Source organism: Falsihalocynthiibacter arcticus (assembly GCF_000812665.2).
GTDB classification, from domain to species: Bacteria; Pseudomonadota; Alphaproteobacteria; order Rhodobacterales; family Rhodobacteraceae; genus Falsihalocynthiibacter; species Falsihalocynthiibacter arcticus.
The window spans coordinates 1,394,382-1,414,001 of sequence record NZ_CP014327.1; the positions used below are offsets into that span (position 1 = coordinate 1,394,382).

Genomic DNA, 19,620 nt, shown 5'->3' on the forward strand with positions numbered 1-19,620 from the left:
AAGCTGCCGATGCCCGAATTACCCGAAGTCGAGACGGTTCGTCGCGGTTTGGCACCTGTTATGGAAGGTAAAACAATTCTTAATGCGGATGTGCGCCGTCCAGACTTGCGGTGGCCGTTCCCTCCTAATATGGCGGAGCGGCTCACGGGCGCGCGGGTGCTGAGCCTACGACGGCGATCCAAATATATCTTGGCCGATCTGGACACGGGCGAGACGTTACTCATTCATTTGGGAATGTCGGGCCGCATGCTCATCTCTGGGAAACCACAGGGAAATTTGCACTATGAACTTCCTACGCCGCTCAAGCACGACCACGTAATTTTGGATCTGGAGGGTGGTATTCGCGTGGCATTTAATGATGCGCGACGGTTTGGTGCTATGGATTTGGCGCCGACAGATACAATCGATGCACACAAGCTTTTGGCCAAACTGGGGCCAGAACCGCTAGGGAATGATTTCAACGGTATCTATTTGCAGGAGCGCTTGGGGAATAAGAAATCACCAATTAAATCCGCGCTGCTAGATCAGGGAATCATCGCAGGGTTAGGCAACATTTATGTCTGTGAAGTGCTTTTCCGGACACAGATATCGCCAAAAACACCAGCAAACACCCTCTCTAAGGCCTCTGTAAATGGATTGGTTCCAGCCATAAGAGACGTCCTAAACGAAGCCATCGAATCAGGAGGCTCAACCCTGAAGGATCATCGGCAAGCAGATGGTGAATTGGGTTATTTTCAACACAATTTTAAGGTTTACGGCCGAGAAGGAGAACCGTGTTTGCGCGAAGGCTGTGGAGGGACGATTGGGAGGATTGCACAGTCGGGTCGCTCAAGCTTCTATTGTTCGCAATGCCAAAGATGACTTGATCGGAACTGTAAGACTGGTAAGTCAGGGCTTAACAGAAATTATACGGTAGGCCTATCATGGCGTATGAGACACTCATTGTCGAAGTTGAAAATCACGTAGCCCTCATCAAGCTTAATCGGCCAGAGGCGCTAAATGCCCTCAATTCGGTATTGCTGAGTGAGCTCGCGCAGGCCCTGAAAATTGCCGAAAAGAACGACAAAGTGCGCTGCATTGTTCTGACTGGGTCTGAGAAGGCTTTTGCCGCAGGCGCTGATATCAAAGAAATGGCTGACAAAACCTTTGTGGAGATGTTCAGTTCAGACTTCTTTGGTGCGGAATGCAAAAGCCTTTTAGCCAATCGCAAGCCGGTTATTGCCGCCGTTGCGGGCTATGCGCTGGGCGGTGGATGCGAGCTTGCCATGATGTGTGATTTCATCATTGCGGCAGATACTGCTAAATTTGGCCAGCCAGAGATTAACCTCGGTGTTATCGCTGGAATGGGTGGAAGCCAGCGCCTGACACGATTCGTTGGGAAATCAAAATCGATGGATATGCACCTCACGGGGCGTTTCATGGACGCGGAAGAAGCAGAAAGGTCGGGATTGGTTAGCCGATTAGTTCCTGCCAAAAAATTAATGGAAGAGGCGATGTCTGCCGCTCAAAAGATTGCAGAAAAATCCTTACTGGCGACGAAGGCCGCTAAGGAAGCTGTTGATCGCTCTTATGAAACAACACTTTCGGAAGGGTTGCTCTTTGAGCGTCGCCTGTTCCACTCGTTGTTTGCAACAGAAGATCAAAAAGAAGGTATGGCTGCATTTCAAGAAAAACGAGAAGCGCAGTTTCGCGATAAATGACAAAATCGTCGCACACCCCGTTGACTTACGGCTGAGTCGGGTCTAGAAGCCCAACTTCAGATTTATGCGACCCCAAAAAGTGGGAATTCGAGATATGGCTAATACGCCCCAAGCAAAAAAACGCGCTCGTCAAAACGAACGTCGTTTCCAAGTAAACAAAGCACGCCGTTCACGCGTTCGCACTTTCCTCCGCAAGGTTGAAGAGGCGATCGAGTCCGGCAACAAGGACGATGCATTTGCAGCATTGCGTGCCGCTCAACCTGAGTTGATGCGCGGTGTAACAAAAGGTATTTTTCACAAGAATACTGTTGCACGCAAAATGTCGCGTCTCTCTTCACGTGTTAAGGCAATCGCCTAAGACGTTAAGACTTAATTAGTTTTAAAAGAGCGTCCTTTCGAGGGCGCTCTTTTTTTGTGCGCGTGCGGCAAAATTGCTGCAGCGCAGGTAGGTTTTAAAGGGCAATTAGATTCGTTTTGAGAAAGTTCGAGTCAAGGTCGAAGATAAGTTGCGAAGCAACGCGACCAGTTGCTACTTAGGTCATGCGATTCACATCTTCGCTGGAGACACGACGAATTTTGAGCCATCTCTAATCCATTAGAGGCGGCAACTGTATCTGAGTTTTGGGCTTCCCACATCTCTGATGCGGAAGTGGTAATTTTGAATTGGATCAGTTCTTGCCTGGTTTCTTGAAGTTATTACTGTTTTTAACCTGATTTCTATTCTTGGATCAGGGCTTAAAGTTAAATCGGTCTCCATCTCCTCACGACGTGAGGTTTGAATGAGCTTGAGAAAGGGACTTCTCGTGCTCCTATCAATCTCGAAAGGCAGTACCCGCAAGGCACTGTCTTAGGGCGGTTTTTGCGTTTTCTGCAAACGTGATCATCAAGGGATGTGAAGGACAACTTGGGGGTCTACCCACACGAAATCAGAAGGTCATTGGCCTAAAAAGATAACTGGCGAAGCGGGTAAAAAAGATGACGAATGAGACTTGGGGAACCGTACGGAATGAGCTGCAAAAAACCGTTGGGCAAAGCAATTTTACAAACTGGATTGAACCTCTAGAGTTTTCGAGCTTGAAAGACGGAATTGCAGTGTTTGCAGTTCCGACGAGCTTTATGGGCAATTGGGTCTCTCGAAATTTCGGCGATCAAATCAAACATCTTCTGAACGAAGCAGGGGCCGCTGTTAGCCGCTTGGAGTTCGCTGTCGCGAGCAAGTCAGTGGCGCGTCCTGCGTCAAAGGCACAGAAAGCCGCACAACACGCCCCAGCCGTCGAGCCTACAGCGGATATTTCCGTTCCCGGAGCTCCTCTGGATTCGCGTTTCACATTCGAAAGCTTTGTCGTTGGTAAGCCGAACGAACTCGCTCACGCTGCTGCAAAACGTGTTGCTGAGGGCGGGCCGGTGTCCTTCAACCCTCTTTTCCTTTACGGCGGCGTCGGGTTGGGTAAAACTCATCTGATGCATGCCATTGCGCATGAACTTCGGCGCGACCGCCCTGAGTTGAATGTTGTCTACCTTTCCGCAGAGCAATTCATGTACCGCTTCGTTCAGGCCTTGCGTGAACGTAAAATGATGGACTTCAAAGAGCTTTTCCGCAGTGTCGATGTCCTCATGGTTGACGACGTTCAATTCATCGCTGGCAAAGACAGCACGCAGGAAGAGTTTTTCCACACGTTCAATGCGCTGGTTGATCAAAACAAACAGATCATTATTTCTGCTGACCGCGCCCCAGGCGAAATCAAAGACCTCGAAGATCGCATCAAATCGCGTCTTCAGTGTGGCTTGGTCGTGGATTTACACCCAACCGATTATGAGCTGCGTCTCGGAATTCTTCAGCAAAAAGTCGAGCATTATCGTAAGCAGTACTCTGGCTTGGTTCTAACCGACGGGGTCTTGGAGTTTCTCGCTCACCGAATCTCGACCAATGTTCGGGTACTTGAAGGGGCTCTCACGCGGCTTTTCGCGTTTGCTTCTCTCGTTGGTCGCGAAATCACGCTGGAACTTGCGCAAGATTGCCTCGCAGATATTCTGCGCGCGAGTGATCGCAAGATTACCATTGAAGAAATTCAGCGTCGCGTCAGCGAGCATTACAATATCCGTCTTTCCGAAATGATCGGCCCGCGCCGCGTACGGATTATCGCACGGCCACGCCAAGTTGCGATGTTCCTAGCAAAACAACTCACCAGCCGCAGCCTTCCTGAGATTGGCCGCCGCTTTGGGGGACGCGACCATACGACGGTTATGCATGGCGTAAAACGGATCGAAGAGCTAAAACAGCTCGACAGTCAGATGGCCGAAGACCTAGAACTGTTGCGCCGTAGCCTTGAGGCTTGAAAACTAACGCAACAAGCGTCTCAGGCCTTGACGGCCCCCCGATATAATCGGACATTCTGACGAACAGTTAACAACGGGCGGAAGCGTCGGCTTCGTCGCCCCTGCACCTGTCAATAGGAGCATTGAATGAAATTCAGTATCGAACGCGCGGCCCTGCTAAAGGCCATTTCCCAAGCTCAGTCCGTGGTTGAGCGCCGCAATACGATCCCAATTTTGGCGAACGTATTGATTGAAGCCGAAGGGGGAAATGTTTCATTTCGTGCCACTGACTTGGATATCGAAGTTGTCGACAAGACCATTGCTCAAGTGGAGCGGGCTGGAGCCACAACGGTTTCGGCTGTTTTGCTTCATGAAATTGTCCGCAAATTGCCGGATGGAGCATTGATCAAACTCACCGACGATGGTGCTGCTGGCCGCCTCACCGTGGAGGCGGGGCGTTCCAACTTCTCGCTCGCGACACTGCCGCGCGAGGATTTCCCTGTGATGGCCTCATCGGAATACACATCAAACTTTACCGCAAAGGCGAGCGTTCTGCGCCGTCTTTTTGACAAATCAAAATTCGCAATTTCGACCGAAGAGACACGGTATTATCTCAACGGCGTCTACATGCATATTTCGGAGTCCGAAGGTGGAAAAGTTCTGCGCTGTGTGGCCACAGACGGTCACCGTTTGGCGCGGATCGATGCTGAAATGCCTGAAGGTGCTGCGGATATGCCCGGCGTTATTGTTCCACGTAAAACAGTCAATGAAATGCGCAAGCTCCTTGACGTTGACGATGCTGAAATTGCGGTTTCTGTGAGCGAAACCAAAATTCGTTTTGCCACGCCCGAAATCACGTTGACATCAAAAGTCATCGACGGAACTTTCCCCGATTACACACGCGTCATTCCAACAGGAAACACCCGCAAACTCGAAGTGGACGCGGCTGAATTCGCGAAAGCTGTTGATCGCGTGGCGACTGTGAGTTCTGAGCGTAGTCGTGCTGTGAAACTCTCGCTCGATGAAGATCGTTTGATCCTTTCCGTTAACGCACCAGATAGTGGCGCCGCCGATGAGGAATTGGTCGTTGCTTATGGGGACGAGCGTTTGGAAATTGGTTTTAACGCGAAGTATCTGCTCGAAATTGCCAGCCAAGTGGATCGTGAAAACGCAGTGTTTATGTTCAACTCTTCGGCGGATCCGACCTTGATGCGCGAAGGTAATGACACGTCCGCGATTTACGTCGTTATGCCGATGCGGGTCTAAGGGCTTCGCAGCGGGCAGGTTCTCCCTGTGACAGGCTTGGCCCTCCGAGATATTAAACTCTCGCACTTCCGGTCCCACAAGGCGACTCATTTAGAATTATCTGGGCGCCCTGTGGCCATTCACGGCGCGAACGGCGCTGGAAAAACCAGTCTTCTGGAGGCGATTTCCCTTTTGTCTCCGGGACGCGGCCTTCGGCGCGCAACCACGCAAGAAATGACCCGCAAAACAGAAGCTATCGGGTGGAAAATTTCGGCCGTCATCGCGACGCCCAATGACCTGCACGAGGTGGAAACATGGTCTGAGGCGGGTGCTCCGCGCCAAGTACGGATAGACGGAAAAGCTGCGCCCCAAATTGCCCTCGGAAAAATTGCACGTGTGCTTTGGCTCGTCCCTGCGATGGATCGCCTGTGGATTGAGGGAGCTGAGGGGCGTAGACGCTTTCTTGATCGCATGACGCTAAGTTTCTTGCCAAGTCACGCGGAGTCCGTTTTGGCATACGAAAAATCCATGCGGGAGCGCAATCGGCTTCTCAAAGATCAAATTCGAGACCCCGCTTGGTATGGCGCTCTGGAAAATCAGATGGCCATTTCTGGCGCACAGATATCGTCAAATCGCGCGACGGTTCTGGCGCATATTGAGGCCGCCCAACACGCCGCTCAAACCCATTTCCCCACAGCGGACTTAAAGCTAATTCAACCCGACGGATCCCCACTGGGGCCGCAATCTGAAGCCGCCCTGCGCGACGCATTTTCGCGGGCGCGGTCGCGCGACATCACGGCGGGCCGTACGCTGGTTGGGCCGCATCGCGCTGACCTTGCGGCGCATTATCGTGACAAAAATATTTCCGCACGCGATTGTTCCACGGGGGAGCAAAAGGCGCTGCTCATTTCCCTTGTTCTTGCAAACTGTCGCGCCCTCGCATCAGATTTTGGCGCTCCGCCGGTGCTCCTTCTCGATGAGGTCGCCGCGCATTTGGATGCGAACCGCCGCGCGGCCCTCTATGACGAAATCTGTACTGTCGGGGCACAAGCCTTCATGACGGGCACCGGTCTCGAACTTTTCGCCGAAATTGAGTCCCGCTCAGATGTCTATGAAGTCCAAGATATTGACGGAACCTCCAAAGTAGTCGCTGCAACATGACATTGTCTCCTTCAGATCTCGCGCTTTATGCGTTCGCTATTTTTATCCTGTTTATGACGCCCGGACCCGTTTGGGTTGCCATAATGGCGCGTGCGATGAGCGGTGGCTTTCGTGCTGCGTGGCCACTCGCGCTGGGTGTTGCTGTAGGCGATGCATTTTGGCCTCTTCTTGCGGTGCTTGGCGTTAGTTGGCTGGCTGGGGAGGTAGGGGGGCTGATGATTTGGCTGCGCTACTTTGCGGCCGCGTTCTTTATCTTTTTGGGTGCGAGCCTCATACGCAAGCCCAGTGGTGTCTTAAAGGCTGAAAGTCGTCTGACCAAGCCGGGTGTTTTGGCGGGGTTTCTGGCTGGCGTGGCGGTTATTCTTGGCAACCCAAAAGCGATTTTGTTTTACATGGGCATGCTGCCCGGTTTTTTTGATCTCACCGCTGTAACTCGCCAAGACATTGCCGCAATTGTCCTGATTTCTATTATTGTTCCCTTTTTTGGCAACCTCGCTTTTGCAGCTTTGATTGCCCACGCGCGGACGTTTTTGAAGTCGCCAGAGGCGATCAGGCTCCTGAATGTTGTGGCCGGAGTGTTGCTCGTTTTTGTGGGGGCGTTTTTAGGGGCAACTGCGCTCGTTTAATTGCCTCAATCGCGTGACATCCCTTGCAAATAAACGTATAAATATCAAAAATACGAAGGATGCCTCAAATGGCCGATAACGCGCAGACTCCAGAAGAATATGGTGCCGATTCTATTAAAGTTCTCAGGGGCTTAGAAGCTGTTCGAAAACGGCCTGGAATGTACATTGGTGACACTGATGATGGTTCGGGTTTGCACCATATGGTGTACGAAGTTGTCGATAACGGCATTGACGAAGCGCTTGCGGGCCACGCGGACGCCGTGAACGTCACAATTCACGCGGATGACTCGGTTTCAGTCAGCGATAACGGTCGTGGAATTCCCGTTGGGATACACGACGAAGAAGGCGTATCGGCCGCCGAAGTTATCATGACCCAACTGCACGCTGGCGGTAAATTTGACAGCAACTCATACAAGGTTTCTGGCGGTCTTCATGGCGTTGGCGTTTCCGTTGTGAACGCGCTTTCCAACTATCTGGAATTGCGGATTTGGCGCGACGGAAAAGAACATTATGCGCGCTTTGAGCATGGCGATACTGTTGAGCATCTACGTGTTGTCGGCGATGCGAATGGCCGTAAAGGGACGGAAGTGCGCTTCCTCGCTTCACTGGACACATTCTCAAATCGCGATTTTATTTTTGAGACACTTGAGAAGCGTTTGCGCGAACTAGCATTTTTGAATTCGGGCGTTCGGATTATCCTGACGGATGAGCGCCCAGTTGAAAATCTACGCACCGAGCTTTATTACGATGGTGGTGTGCGGGAGTTTGTTAAATATTTGGACCGCAGCAAGTCGTCCATTATGCCGGAACCTATTTTTATGGTCGGCGAAAGAGATGATATCGGCGTTGAAGTGGCAATGTGGTGGAATGATAGCTACCACGAAAACGTTTTGCCCTTTACTAACAACATTCCCCAGCGCGACGGCGGAACCCATTTGGCTGGTTTTCGCGGCGCTCTGACTCGTACGATCAACAATTACGCTCAAACCAGCGGGATTGCGAAAAAGGAAAAAATCTCCTTCACAGGTGACGATGCACGTGAAGGTTTGACCTGTGTGTTGTCGATCAAAGTGCCCGATCCTAAGTTCTCTAGTCAGACCAAAGATAAGCTTGTGTCTTCCGAAGTTCGCCCCGCAGTTGAGGGCCTGGTGAACGAGAAACTCGCGGAGTGGTTCGAAGAAAATCCAACGCAGGCCAAGATTGTCGTTGGGAAAATCGTTGAGGCTGCTGTGGCGCGCGAAGCTGCACGCAAGGCGCGCGATCTTACCCGCCGCAAAACGGCACTCGATGTAAATTTCTTGGCTGGGAAGCTCAAGGACTGTTCCGAAAAAGACCCCTCAAAAACCGAAATCTTCATCGTGGAAGGGGACTCTGCGGGCGGGTCGGCGCAAACGGGCCGTGATCGGATGACACAGGCTATTTTGCCGCTAAAGGGTAAGATTTTGAACGTTGAGCGTGCGCGTTTTGACCGGATGCTCGCCAGTCAAGAAATCGGAAACCTTGTGATGGCTTTGGGCACGGGCATTGGTCGTGACGAATTCAATATTTCCAAATTGCGCTATCATAAAATCGTTATTATGACGGATGCGGACGTTGACGGCGCACATATTCGCACTTTGTTGCTGACGTTTTTCTATCGGCAAATGCCAGAGCTTATCGAGGGTGGCTATCTTTATATTGCTCAGCCTCCCCTCTATAAAGTGTCACGCGGCAAGTCCGAGGTTTACCTCAAGGACCAAGCCTCGTTGGATGATTATTTAATCGAAATGGGCGTTGAAGGTACCATCCTGCGCCTTGCCTCCGGAGAAGAAATTTCCGGTGCGGACCTTCGGCGTGTGATCGAAGAAGCTCGTCAGGTGCGTCGGATTTTACAAGCATTCCCAACGCATTACCCGCAGCATATCTTGGAGCAAGCCGCGATTGCAGCTGCTTTTGTTCCGGGGGCGGTCGATCAAAACCTGCAGGGTGTTGCAGACGCTATTGCATCGCGTCTGGACAGTATCGCAGTAGAATATGAGCGTGGCTGGAAAGGCCGCCCAACTCAGGACAAAGGTATCCGTTTAGCGCGTCTTTTGCGCGGTGTTGAGGAAGTTCGCACGCTGGATGGTGGCGTGATGCGCTCTGGGGAAGCCCGTAAACTAGGGACTTTCACTGAGTCCCTTTTGGAACTTTACGACAAGCCCTCCCGTTTGGTGCGCAAAGACAAAGAAGTGCTGATTCACGGACCAAGTGAATTGCTAAAAGCGATTCTGACAGAAGGCGAAAAAGGCCTTTCACTTCAACGCTATAAAGGCCTTGGCGAGATGAACCCTGGTCAACTTTGGGAAACCACTTTGGACCCAGATGCACGCATATTGCTGCAAGTGAAGGTTGACGACATGGCAGAGGCGGATGACCTATTCACCAAGTTGATGGGCGACGTTGTTGAGCCACGACGTGAGTTCATTCAGCAAAATGCGTTGAATGTGGAGAACCTTGATTTTTAATCCGTTGTAGGGGTGCGCGTAGTATGGCACGCACCCCATACTTTGGCATGAATTGCCTATAGTTTGGCATACATTTGCGAAATATCTGTTTTTCGGCGACGTTTTTCAACTTTATGCAGAACTTCGTGGGAGTGAGAACTTCTGCTCAATTCGCTGATGCTTTCGCACCGGGATCCGATACCTAAGTGCAGCATTTGTCACTAAGGGCTTATTCTGTTGAAAAACTCTGATATTGTCCGTTTTGACCAAGCTGAGAGGAAGAATATTCCGTTTCATTCATACTTCGACTGTATCTCTGGGCGTATTTCGACTCTGGGAGAACGTTTTTCTACTTTCTGAAAATTTGCAGTCGCAGCAAAGAGTTTTTCAACAGAATAGGCGGAGAGTTGTCGTTCGCTGCGGTTGCGCATATTACGATAGACAATTCAAAAAGCGGACATTCACTCGGGAGTTTCTAGGATCAACAAAGCTTCGCCCGGTGAAACAATCCGTGGAAAACCGAGGTCACTCCAAAGTGTTGGGCTATAGCTCCAAATCCATTCTACAAAAGGCGAAACTACAAAGTGCTCGATCCGCTTAACGGTAGAATAGTCGTAGTTCTTTCCTACTGGGCTGTGTTTGATGAATTCTTTCAATCCCTCAACTTGTTCAAGCTTACCCGTTAGTCGTTCAATTCGTTTAGATATGGTCTTCGGGTTGCCGATTTCGTAGTCAAGAGGGCGTTCAACAGAAACGCATTCAAATAGGTAAAGGCAATCACCAATCTGGACGCCCGCATCCAATTCTCGTTGGTTGCCATCATCAGAAAATAAGCCCCCAGATTTTACGTCATAACCTCGACGTACGAGCGCATCGCGAAAAAGCTTCTCAAACACAGTGCCGCTATCTCCTAGCTTGTCTCGCATGAAGGCAAATAGTGTCCGTAACACTGAGGGAATACTTACGAAGTCTACAATTTGTACGTTGTCGCCCGGGATGATGATTGCGCGAGGGCCACCGCTCCATAGCGAAACATGAGATTGTTGGCTGACATCAAGCAAAAGGCTCGCAACAACTTTACGAATTTCTTCGAGCTGGAACTCTTTCTTGCAAACTAGTTCGATCCGTTCCACCAGCATCTTGCACAAATCATCGGTTGAGCCGACAAACACGTGGTAGCCACGGGACAAAGTCTGCATGAATGCCTGCAGCTTTATGCCTTGGGCGAAGTCCTCTTCGTTCGTGTACAACGCCTTTTGGGGTAAAATCGAAAATGAGGAAAGACCTTCTAAAACACTGAGAAATAAATTGAAATCGTATCCATGCCTTTTTATGAACTCAGATTCCATAAAGCCATGTACTTCAAGAAATCGGCCAACATGAAAGAAAACTGGGTTGAAGTTAGTGACGCTTACTTCCGGCAACTTGTAGCCATAGAACTCTAGGCCTCCTAGGTCGACGTCCTTACAACTAGCGAAGTCGCGGCCGAGTCATCGGAGTGGAATTCGTCGGGGTTCAGTAACGAGGGTTTGACAGCTGATACAGCGGCAACGCTAAATATACTCGATAAGGGGGCCGATGCTGACATTGCAGAAAGCATGGTGGTTTCCGCGATGGTTACACTTGCTGCCAATGCGAAATCAATGTTGAAAGGGGAAGCTCTTTCGACAGAAGCCAAACAAAAAATAATTCAAGACGGCGCTGTTACAGCAAGCGTTGCAGGTTTGGTTCAGCTTATTCTTTAAACTCGCTAGTTAGAATTATATTATAGTTGACGCTGTCGACTTGCTGGTGATTTTCACGGTACTGGTCTGAGCGATCAGGTGAGGCTGAGGGATGGTAAGTATTATTGAAGGAACGGCATGCTTTTGATCGAGATCAAGCAGGCAATAGTTTAGAGGAGTCTGAGAGTTTGCAAATGGAGATACCACTTAGCCAGATTTGGCAGCCAACGGACTTAAAGCAGTACAAGGTACACTTTGCTCGTTGGAATGGTGATAACCAACCTTTTCGTGTTCTCGCCCGCAGTATGACAGAATGGCAAGATTGGCAGGCATGGTATCCAAGCAAGAACGATTTCAATAGGCCCTATATTTTTGCTCTCGCACAATTGCCGGAAGCAAAAGACTATTGGATGTTTGGCGGTATTTGGAAGGTTTTGGGAACTAAAACCAATTCAAATGGATGCAAATACTATGATGTTGCGCTTGATGAGGAATTGCAGGGATTTGTTGGACGTCTAAAACTTCAGCGCGAACATAAGCAACGAGGTACTCGCCTAAAGTTGGAAGGCCAGTATGAGCACTTCATTGTCAGTGAGCTTCTAAGCGCTAAATACACGGGTCGAGCTTTTCCAGGATATGGCTCGGTGAATTTAAGCTTCCAAGAACTGGAAAGCCTTATTGCACATTCAAGGCAGGATTGGGCAACGGCACTAGGGCACGTCAAAGGTGTTTACTTGATTACCGACATCAATTCTCAGCGTCGCTATGTAGGCTCGGCTTATGGAGAATTGGGCGTGTGGGCACGTTGGAGCACTTACGCCAACCTCGGGCACGGTGGAAACGCTGGAATGCGTAAGTTGTTAGAGGACCATGACCTCGATTATTGCAGACGATACTTCAAGTTTACGCTCCTAGAGCACCTCGACGCTCGAACCGATGATTCCGTTGTGCTGAACCGCGAAGGGTACTGGAAACAGGTATTAGATACACGGCACACTGAGACAGGTCTTAATCTGAATTGAAAGTGACAACCCCACCACTGGGTCGGAGGAGCAAGATCGTGTTACCGCCTCTAAAAATAGGATATCTTCATCGGTTGACGAATTTTCCATAATTGAGATATATTCCTAATATGGGAATCGCTCATGCGCCAGAAAGTTCAAAACTAGCCAGTCACCTGCGTAGCTTACGCGAAGCGCATGATATGACGTTGGCTGTTCTAGCACAGCGGAGCGGCCTAAGTCGGGCGACACTTTCTAGAATAGAGAACGCCGACGTAAGCCCAACGGCTGAGACGCTTGGGCAGCTTGCAGCGGTTTATGCAATTCCAATATCCCAACTTTTGTCACCGCTCGAACAAGGCTTTCAACCTGTTATAAAGTGTGGTGAGCAAAGTATCTGGCACGATCCCAGCCATTCGTTTGTGCGTCGCATCGTGTCGCCCCCCAGCGGCCAACTCTCCGTCGAATTGATCGAGAGCGAGTTGGGTCCAAGACAGTTAATCACCTATGCCGCTCCTGCGATACCGGGTCAGGAGCACCACGTCTATGTCCTCTCCGGGCAGATGGAAATTACGGTCGAAGGCAATGCCCACGATCTGGGAGCGGGAGACTGCCTCCGATACATCCTGTTCGGGGAAACGATTTTCAAAACCTCAAATGCCTCATGCAGATATGTGATTGCGCTTTCATGACCGATCTTTCCCACAACATCACCGAACTCGATGCCATTGATATCGCGAAATACATAGAGGATCTGTGCCGTGTGCTGATGGACAGTGTCGCGGATGGAGCCGCCATCAGCTTTATGGCACCGCTCACCAAAGCCGAAGCAAAGCGCTTCTGGGCGCATGATGTCAGATCCGCTGTCGAAGCCGGAAGCAGGCATTTGTTTGGTGCATTCGTCGATGAAAAATTGGTTGGCACAGTTCAACTCGTCATAGGAATGCCACCCAACCAACCGCATCGCTCTGAAATCTCGAAAATGATTGTTCATCCCGACGGTCGCCGCCGTGGCTTGGGGACCGCGCTCATGAACGAGGCGCTAGCATTTGCTAAAGGCGCTGGAAAAACGCTCGTGACACTTGATACACGCACAGGCGACGTGTCCGCGCCACTCTATAAGGGCGTGGGCTTCATAGAAGCTGGAATCATTCCAGACTTTGCCTTCGACCCCGATGGTCTGGCGAAGCATTCAACGACATATATGTATCGGTATCTTTGACCCATGCCCGCTGTTCCCATAATCTTCGGTGCGATGGCGTTTCTGGGCGGAATACTCGTTGCAGCCCAAGGCCCAATCTATGCGCGATTGTCGGAAGGGCTGGGCCGTAACTATCTTCTCGCCGTCTTCCTCGCCTTTACAACCGCAGCCTTCGTGACAGGCATTATGGCTTTGGCCACCGGAAGTTTCCGTGGGTTGACCACGGCGACACTGACTGGTTCGCCGCTTTGGGTCTGGCTCGGAGGCATGTTTGGTGCGGTCCACGTTGTGATTTCGATGCAAAGCATACCAGTATTGGGCGTCACGCTCTTTCTCGTTATTGTTGTGACCGGCAATCTCGTCGGCGCCGCTCTCTACGATCACATCGGCGCGATGGGGTTGGTAGGACGGCCTTTTTCTCTTGGGAAAGGGTTGGGTTTGGCCCTCGTTATTCTAGGCGTTGGCATTGTGGCGAAGGCATGAAGTAGGCTTTCGGATAGAGGCCTAAACCTGCAACAACTGCTTTGGTTTTGAGCGGGGTTTGTGGCAGCGGAAAGCGGGGCCTTTTCCGACCACTTCAAAAAGGGGCGTTTTTAGCGCGGCCCAAAGGTCCGTTGTGCGGGGCTGGGCCAATATCGCGCTTCAACAATTTTGCGTCCTGCGAGCGTGAATACTGAACTGCGTCGACTATCAACTCTGCAAGAGTTTCAGGAGGAATCGCCTGAAGGTCAGAGAAGTTGATGTGGCGACGGAACTTCCCTGTCCCAGAAAGAACCCGTTTGGGGTCTTCGAGGGCGGTGCCATTGCTAAAGGCAATCTGGACATGATCCTTATATGGGAAGATGCCACAGAATTGCCCTTCCTTCTCGCTCGGTCTCAACGTGTAGAGTGTGCCACCATATTTCGGGAGCGTTTCTACTTCCGGCACTGCCTGACGGATGATCCCATCAAGCCTTTCAATAATCGCGTCCTGCTCGACACCACTTATCGCCATGTCCCATCTCCTTGCTTTTGAAAGCAAACCGTGCCTCCATAACCCAAAATCGTCGCAGAATTGACGATGGGAAACCACAGAAAAAGGAGACCATCATGCTTCCATCTGCGCTCTCGGTAACCACACCTCAGAAAATAAAACTTCAATCTGCCTTCCCAACTCGCCGAATTTTCCAGTACTGGTGCGATCACTGGGCGTCCAATGCCCTTTTTTGAGTAGCTAAGTGTTTAACTTTTTCTCCGTGAAATAAAAACGACAGACCAAAACTAGGGAAACATGAAGTGAATAAATTTTCGATTCTTGGCTTATTGTTGATTTCCGCCTGTACAACACCGAAGGCTGCTGGGCTCGATGCAAACGGTGATGCGATCCCGCTTGCGATTTATACTGTCTCGGGCGGCAACCTAAGCGGGGAAGTCCCACCCTCACACAAAGCCCAATGGAACCGCTTTAATACGCTTATTCCGGCGTCCTACCATACTGAGATCGTTAGCTTCCAGCCCATAGACTCTGTTGCCACAGACGGCATCGACGGCACTGTTGCTCCCTTGAACGATGAGCGGTCACAATGGCTTCTAATGCTTGACGTAACCGGCGAAACTGAAGCGCATGAACTTGATCGGACCATGGTGCACGAATATGCCCACCTGTTGTCGCTTCGCTTATCCCAAGTGCCACTGGGCGGTAGCGAGGCATCTTGCGCAACGTTGTATGTTTCCGAGGGCTGCCCGCTCAATTCAAGTTATCTCGCTAAATTTGGCGCAGAGTTTTGGACCACTAACACTGGAGATGAAGAAGTTGATTACGTTGAAGGCGACTTCGTGACTGAATACGCAGCAAGCAACGCGATTGAAGACCTCGCGGAGTCATTTGCCGAATATGTGGTGCACACCGAGCGCTGGACAGGTAACAGTGTGGCTGACCGCAAAGTTCAGTTCTTTGCCCAGTTCCCTGAGCTTGTGCGTCTGCGCTCGGTTATTCGCACAAACCTTTGAGGTAGCGGATGCGTGTTCTGTCTCCGAGTATCCGCGCAACGGCGATCTTGGTGTAGTCGTAAAAAATAGACTGTGGAACGCCTTCAAAAAATGCAAAGGCGGACACATGACCGTCGCAGAATGCTTCCGTCGTCTCGGCAGGATAACCCTCCTACCCAGTCGAGGCGAACCCTTGCCGGAACTTTTTTGGAAACCTAGAACTCCAAATTATTGGTCCCTGTCTTCGAAAGCCTGTTGAATGACGCTATCGTAAATTGGCAAATGGGTTTCCAGAAAAGCCGCCATTTTTTTGCGTCCAAGTTCTTCGGTAGTAGCTTCGTTTACTTCGCCCTTTGCGTGTCTGACGTCAGCGCCTGATGGACAGATTTGAGTATTTGAATAATGGAGGATTTCTGGTTCATCTAATCGATTAGGAGATCGAGATGATGAAGAAGCCCAAGACATCGAAGGATGCTGCCGACAAGGTAGTTAAGAACATCCGGCGCAAGATGCGCCAAACCTATTCGGTTGAGGGGCAGCGTAAAAGCCAATAACTCACATAATGCGAGTTATTGGCTTTTAACATTAAGTTTGGTCGACAGTCCTAAAGTTCATTTTGAGTACTGTGTATAGATAGCCTGGCATCAGATGTGGTGCTGATTGTATCGAGACCAACGTGGTGATCGATGGGAGGCGGGCGACAGGTTTGGCGTGAGGGAAGTATATAAAAGTGATATAGGTGTGGTAGTGTTATTACTTTCCTATTGCGCAAATAAGTGATGTTAGTTATACATCCTTATCACTTAGGAGAATCGCATGCAACTCACCCAACACGCCGACCGCCGCTGCAATCAGCGCTGCCTGCCTATTCACGTGCTTTCGACCATCTATGCGTTTGGTTCGCTTCAGCACTCCAGAGGAGCTTACAGCATTACGTTGGATGATGAATCGATAGAGCTTGCCGTCGAGGATAACCGTCGCCGTAGGACGGAGCTGGAGCGCTATCGCGGGGCGTATATCATTGTGAAAGATGGTCGCATCATCACAGCCGCACGACGTACGCGTCGCTTTCGGCCCTAATTTCAACACCACCAGGAGTGCGGAATATTGAAACAAAATATTGCCATCTTTCAAACTTTTCTACCGAACATCACCGCAATCTCGACTGCTCAGATCCTGAGACAACCGGATCTTGGCTTAAAGCAGTTCGGTCTCATCAATGTCTGTAGCGAGTCTCTTAGGCTTCCGACCCGCTTCAGGTGACCTTCGTCAATCTGAACATTTTCAATCATTAAAAATAAGGCAAAAACCACATGAGCAAGACCGGAGAAATACCCTACAGCTGGCCGAAGATCGAAGAACAGATCGAGGGAGCTATCATGGCGCAAGCCAGTGTGCTGGAGGCTATTGGCCCCAAGTGCGAAGGTAAGCTTGTAAAATTGTACTTAGGCATCTCTGACGAGGTCTACAGCGACATAGATTTCCTAACTCACACCGGGATCGATATCACCCGGCATCAGCTCTATGACCACATCAAAACGGCCTACGACTATTCGTATCAGCTCCGTACCTTTGATGATCTCGAACCAATACATAAAATTTGGTACAATGTGGTCAAATTACAGGAAGGGTTTATCCAAACTTGGATGGGGGAATTTGGCGAACCGTCACCGTTTCATGAGTGGTATGATTTCCCCATAAGGAAGATGCTGGATACCTTCCTTGCGCGCTTCAGCCTGTTCGAGCACGAAGAATCTGATCTTACAATTCGTGATCTTTCGCTGCTTGCAAACATGAAAGTCTCTGCTGTTCGCACATCACTTAGTAAGGAGGGATTTAAGCTCGTAAAATCGATTGAAATCGGGAAAGACGGGAAAGACGGGAAAGAGTCTACCGTATTTAGGCTCAATAGCGATGACGCCAAACTCTGGCTGTCTCGCCGACGTGGGTTCATCCCACAACGCACCAACACTGGGGAGGAGCGAGTTCATCAGAGTATCGACCAACTATTATCTGATCGAGAGATTGAGTTTCCCCAAGCTCTCGTCAGGATGACGGCAGTTCGAAAAACTGATGTACCAAACATCGCGGAGAAGGCGGGGGTAGACTTGGAATGGTTGTCCAGCCTCATCAATGGTCAGATTGTTTCGGCCGATGTTGAGGCGCTGTGCGCTATCGCACGCGTTCTGGATATTTCCACACCCGAATTTGCGGGCGCAGGTGTCAGGTACATCCTAAAGAACGGGGCGTCTTGAATGCCAACGTCCGGACAGACCAGCATCGCTATTAGAAACTTGATTGGAGCGGATTCATGGATTTCAAAGCCATTGAAAAATTTAAAACGGCAATAGCTGACTTAGAAGTTCAGAAAATTGTTGGTGACCAAGCCGAGGTTCTAGGCCAATTTGGGCCAATTTTTCAGCCGGACGCGGTGATAGCTCTGAAAGAGAAGGATTTTCGACGTTTTTTGAGCTCGAAACATAACAAGCATTGGTCAGGGTTGGAACGCCAACCCGAAGTCTATGCCGATATGGCTAGATTGCGTGGAGTCCTGGGCATCTTAGTGGATGAAACGTTGCCAATCCGAGGCCGTGTAGACAACACAGCCATATTGCCAGGTATGGGACCGGCCAAGTTCTCCGCCATCTTACACGTAGCCTACCCAAACAAATTCGGAGTTTGGAACGGCACTTCTGAGAAAGCTCTTCGACACTTCGACCTTTGGCCCGATATCCCACGTGGCGCAACAGTTGGTGTTAAATATGAGGCTGTCAATAAAGTGTTGATTGGTCTGGCTGACAAGCTGGATATCGACCTGTGGACGTTGGACGCCCTATGGTGGGGGCTCGATTTAGGAGAGGCACCCACAGCAAGACCGACTGGTACTGGCAAAGTGCGTTTTGGTGACGATTGGGAGAAAGCCATCGCTGATATGAAGTATTCCATTCTGAATACCGTAAAAACCTCCAACGGTCAGATAGTGGAGACGACGGTTAAGAATAAAGACCTCAAAATGTCGGAGCGTGAACTTGAATTGCTGCTGTCAGATTTGCTGAAGCAGCAGGATAAGCGCTGCGCAATCACTGGACTTCCGCTCCAGTATGAAACCGATAAGAACATGAGGCCATCGGCGGATCGCATCAACAGTGATGGGCACTACGAAGTCGGTAATTTGCAGTTGGTCTGTCGTTTCGTAAACTTTTGGAAGCAAGCAATGCCTGACGATGAGTTTCGCCGCCTCATTCAGATCGTTCGCGAGAGTTAGCAACTGGCGAGCCTGATTAAAAGCTTTTGACAATATTGCCGAAAAGACTGTTAGCAGCAGCTGCAGACACTGCCGTCATCTCCGCTTGACCCGTTCTAAGATCTAAAATTCCACACCGCCTACCCACCAAGATTTTTATGATTTATTCGAGGGTTTGAGCCTCCCCCTTTGAAGTGGTCCGTCCCTATAGTTAGGAAACGGAGGACCATAGATGGCCATAAAGAGACCCAAGCCCGAAGAGATTGTCGTTAAATTACGGCAAGTTGAAGTACTGATGGGGCAAGGTATGCCTCGGATCGACGCTATCCGTCAGATCAGTGTGACTGAACAAACCTATTACCGCTGGAAGAAAAAGCATGGCGGAATGGGCACAGAACAACTCAAGGAACTGAAACGGCTTCAGTGTCAACGGCGGCGTAAGAACCTGCATGTTGGGCCATCTCTCGTCGGAAAGACGGCCTCGTTACTTTTTTGCGAGCGCTTCCTTCACCAATTCATTTTGCATCGCCATATCCGCATACATTCGTTTCAGGCGCGCATTCTCAGCCTGCAAATGTTTCATCTCCGAAATAAGAGAGGCGTCTATTACCTGACAGGTGATGTTTTCATCACCGAGAGGGCATTCCCCCATATTTTGAGCGCCACTGGTAAAATGCAGCACTGCTCATCCCATGCGTCCGGCAAAGTTCAGATACCGGAACCCCATTCTCAGCTTCTTTCAAAATTGAGACGATCTGTGCTTCTGAATAACGTGATTTCTTCATCGTGAATCTCCTTAGCTTATACTGCCGAGAAAATTCTAGTTTTCAACGCAACCATTCTTCGGGGGATTACCGGGGACACGCGCATTAAGGTATGCCCGAAACTCTTATTTTCTAAGTATTTTGGTGCGTCGTACTGTCCTACGCAGGTGTTGCGGTCAGTTGGTTAAAACTTCTGGGTAGTAAG

At 50.2% G+C, this 19,620-nt stretch carries 19 protein-coding genes and 3 pseudogenes; 18 read left to right on the forward strand and 4 right to left on the reverse strand.

The genetic code is table 11. The features are described from left to right. Nucleotides 1–9: 9 nt before the first annotated feature. The 8 genes from mutM (at nt 10) to gyrB (ending at nt 9,534) form a co-directional block, all read left to right on the forward strand. Complete coding sequence (gene mutM / locus RC74_RS06895) at nt 10–861, forward strand: bifunctional DNA-formamidopyrimidine glycosylase/DNA-(apurinic or apyrimidinic site) lyase (RefSeq protein ID WP_039003976.1); 852 nt, start codon at nt 10–12, stop codon at nt 859–861. 62 nt (nt 862–923) lie between these two features. Further along, entirely contained in the window at nt 924–1,700 is a 777-nt protein-coding gene (locus tag RC74_RS06900) for an enoyl-CoA hydratase (protein WP_039003977.1), read from the forward strand. 94 nt (nt 1,701–1,794) lie between these two features. Further along, entirely contained in the window at nt 1,795–2,058 is a 264-nt protein-coding gene (rpsT, locus tag RC74_RS06905) for a 30S ribosomal protein S20 (protein WP_039003978.1), read from the forward strand. A gap of 617 nt (nt 2,059–2,675) precedes the next feature. Further along, nucleotides 2,676–4,037 (forward strand): chromosomal replication initiator protein DnaA, encoded by a 1,362-nt coding sequence (dnaA, locus tag RC74_RS06910; protein ID WP_039003980.1) that lies wholly within the window; start codon nt 2,676–2,678, stop codon nt 4,035–4,037. 126 nt (nt 4,038–4,163) lie between these two features. Further along, a complete protein-coding gene (gene dnaN, locus RC74_RS06915) occupies nt 4,164–5,282 on the forward strand; it encodes a DNA polymerase III subunit beta (protein WP_039003981.1) in 1,119 nt (372 codons plus the stop codon). Between the two features lie 27 nt (nt 5,283–5,309). Beyond that, the gene (gene recF, locus RC74_RS06920) at nt 5,310–6,422 is read left to right on the forward strand and encodes a DNA replication/repair protein RecF (RefSeq protein ID WP_039003982.1); all 1,113 of its coding nucleotides are present in this window, start codon (nt 5,310–5,312) and stop codon (nt 6,420–6,422) included. Next, on the forward strand, nt 6,419–7,048 hold the full coding sequence (locus RC74_RS06925; protein WP_039003984.1) for a LysE family translocator: 630 nt from the start codon (nt 6,419–6,421) through the stop codon (nt 7,046–7,048). The genes recF and RC74_RS06925 overlap by 4 nt, the downstream gene beginning before the upstream one ends. 68 nt (nt 7,049–7,116) lie before the next feature. Further along, nucleotides 7,117–9,534, forward strand: a complete 2,418-nt coding sequence (gene gyrB, locus RC74_RS06930) for a DNA topoisomerase (ATP-hydrolyzing) subunit B (RefSeq protein WP_039003985.1) — start codon at nt 7,117–7,119, stop codon at nt 9,532–9,534. Between the two features lie 440 nt (nt 9,535–9,974). Here the strand turns inward: gyrB and RC74_RS06935 are convergent, their stop codons facing one another. Next, nucleotides 9,975–10,937 carry a hypothetical protein gene (locus RC74_RS06935; protein ID WP_062628161.1) on the reverse strand — a complete coding sequence of 321 codons (963 nt, stop codon included), beginning with the start codon at nt 10,935–10,937 and terminating at the stop codon, nt 9,975–9,977. A gap of 105 nt (nt 10,938–11,042) precedes the next feature. Here RC74_RS06935 and RC74_RS06940 point away from each other — a divergent pair, with 105 nt between their 5' ends. The 5 genes from RC74_RS06940 to RC74_RS06960 all read left to right on the forward strand — a co-directional run bounded on the left by RC74_RS06940 (nt 11,043) and on the right by RC74_RS06960 (nt 13,922). After that, nucleotides 11,043–11,258 (forward strand): hypothetical protein, encoded by a 216-nt coding sequence (locus RC74_RS06940; RefSeq protein ID WP_039003987.1) that lies wholly within the window; start codon nt 11,043–11,045, stop codon nt 11,256–11,258. 173 nt (nt 11,259–11,431) lie between these two features. Then, on the forward strand, nt 11,432–12,259 hold the full coding sequence (locus tag RC74_RS06945; protein WP_039003988.1) for a GIY-YIG nuclease family protein: 828 nt from the start codon (nt 11,432–11,434) through the stop codon (nt 12,257–12,259). A 110-nt stretch (nt 12,260–12,369) separates the two neighbouring features. Beyond that, on the forward strand, nt 12,370–12,930 hold the full coding sequence (locus RC74_RS06950) for a helix-turn-helix domain-containing protein (RefSeq protein ID WP_039003989.1): 561 nt from the start codon (nt 12,370–12,372) through the stop codon (nt 12,928–12,930). Then, a complete protein-coding gene (locus RC74_RS06955) occupies nt 12,927–13,460 on the forward strand; it encodes a GNAT family N-acetyltransferase (protein WP_039003990.1) in 534 nt (177 codons plus the stop codon). Before RC74_RS06950 ends, RC74_RS06955 begins: the two co-directional genes overlap by 4 nt. Before the next feature lie 3 nt (nt 13,461–13,463). Then, nucleotides 13,464–13,922, forward strand: a complete 459-nt coding sequence (locus RC74_RS06960) for a DMT family transporter (RefSeq protein ID WP_039003991.1) — start codon at nt 13,464–13,466, stop codon at nt 13,920–13,922. A 94-nt stretch (nt 13,923–14,016) separates the two neighbouring features. Here RC74_RS06960 and RC74_RS06965 read toward each other — a convergent pair whose 3' ends face one another. Continuing rightward, the gene (locus tag RC74_RS06965; protein WP_052275074.1) at nt 14,017–14,433 is read right to left on the reverse strand and encodes a DUF1801 domain-containing protein; all 417 of its coding nucleotides are present in this window, start codon (nt 14,431–14,433) and stop codon (nt 14,017–14,019) included. Nucleotides 14,434–14,714: 281 nt separating this feature from the next. Between RC74_RS06965 and RC74_RS06970 the strand changes: the two genes are divergently transcribed. Continuing rightward, the gene (locus RC74_RS06970; RefSeq protein WP_039003993.1) at nt 14,715–15,428 is read left to right on the forward strand and encodes a putative zinc-binding metallopeptidase; all 714 of its coding nucleotides are present in this window, start codon (nt 14,715–14,717) and stop codon (nt 15,426–15,428) included. Here RC74_RS06970 and RC74_RS23710 read toward each other — a convergent pair. Further along, nucleotides 15,418–15,579 (reverse strand): annotated as a pseudogene (locus RC74_RS23710) (IS21-like element ISFlsp1 family transposase); the annotation flags it as partial. The gene RC74_RS06970 and the pseudogene RC74_RS23710 overlap by 11 nt on opposite strands. Nucleotides 15,580–16,223: 644 nt before the next feature. Here RC74_RS23710 and RC74_RS22075 point away from each other — a divergent pair. The 4 genes and pseudogenes from RC74_RS22075 to RC74_RS06990 form a co-directional block, all read left to right on the forward strand. Further along, on the forward strand, nt 16,224–16,487 hold the full coding sequence (locus RC74_RS22075; protein ID WP_156477423.1) for a hypothetical protein: 264 nt from the start codon (nt 16,224–16,226) through the stop codon (nt 16,485–16,487). Between the two features lie 233 nt (nt 16,488–16,720). Further along, nucleotides 16,721–17,662: a hypothetical protein gene (locus tag RC74_RS06980; RefSeq protein ID WP_039003995.1), complete on the forward strand. Its 942-nt coding sequence runs from the start codon at nt 16,721–16,723 to the stop codon at nt 17,660–17,662. Between the two features lie 56 nt (nt 17,663–17,718). Continuing rightward, nucleotides 17,719–18,672 (forward strand): hypothetical protein, encoded by a 954-nt coding sequence (locus tag RC74_RS22680; RefSeq protein ID WP_039003996.1) that lies wholly within the window; start codon nt 17,719–17,721, stop codon nt 18,670–18,672. A gap of 211 nt (nt 18,673–18,883) precedes the next feature. Beyond that, nucleotides 18,884–19,090, forward strand: a pseudogene (locus RC74_RS06990) (transposase); the annotation flags it as partial. Nucleotides 19,091–19,097: 7 nt separating this feature from the next. Here the strand turns inward: RC74_RS06990 and RC74_RS22080 are convergent. Continuing rightward, nucleotides 19,098–19,436 (reverse strand): annotated as a pseudogene (locus tag RC74_RS22080) (transposase); the annotation flags it as partial. Between the last annotated feature and the right edge of the window lie 184 nt (nt 19,437–19,620).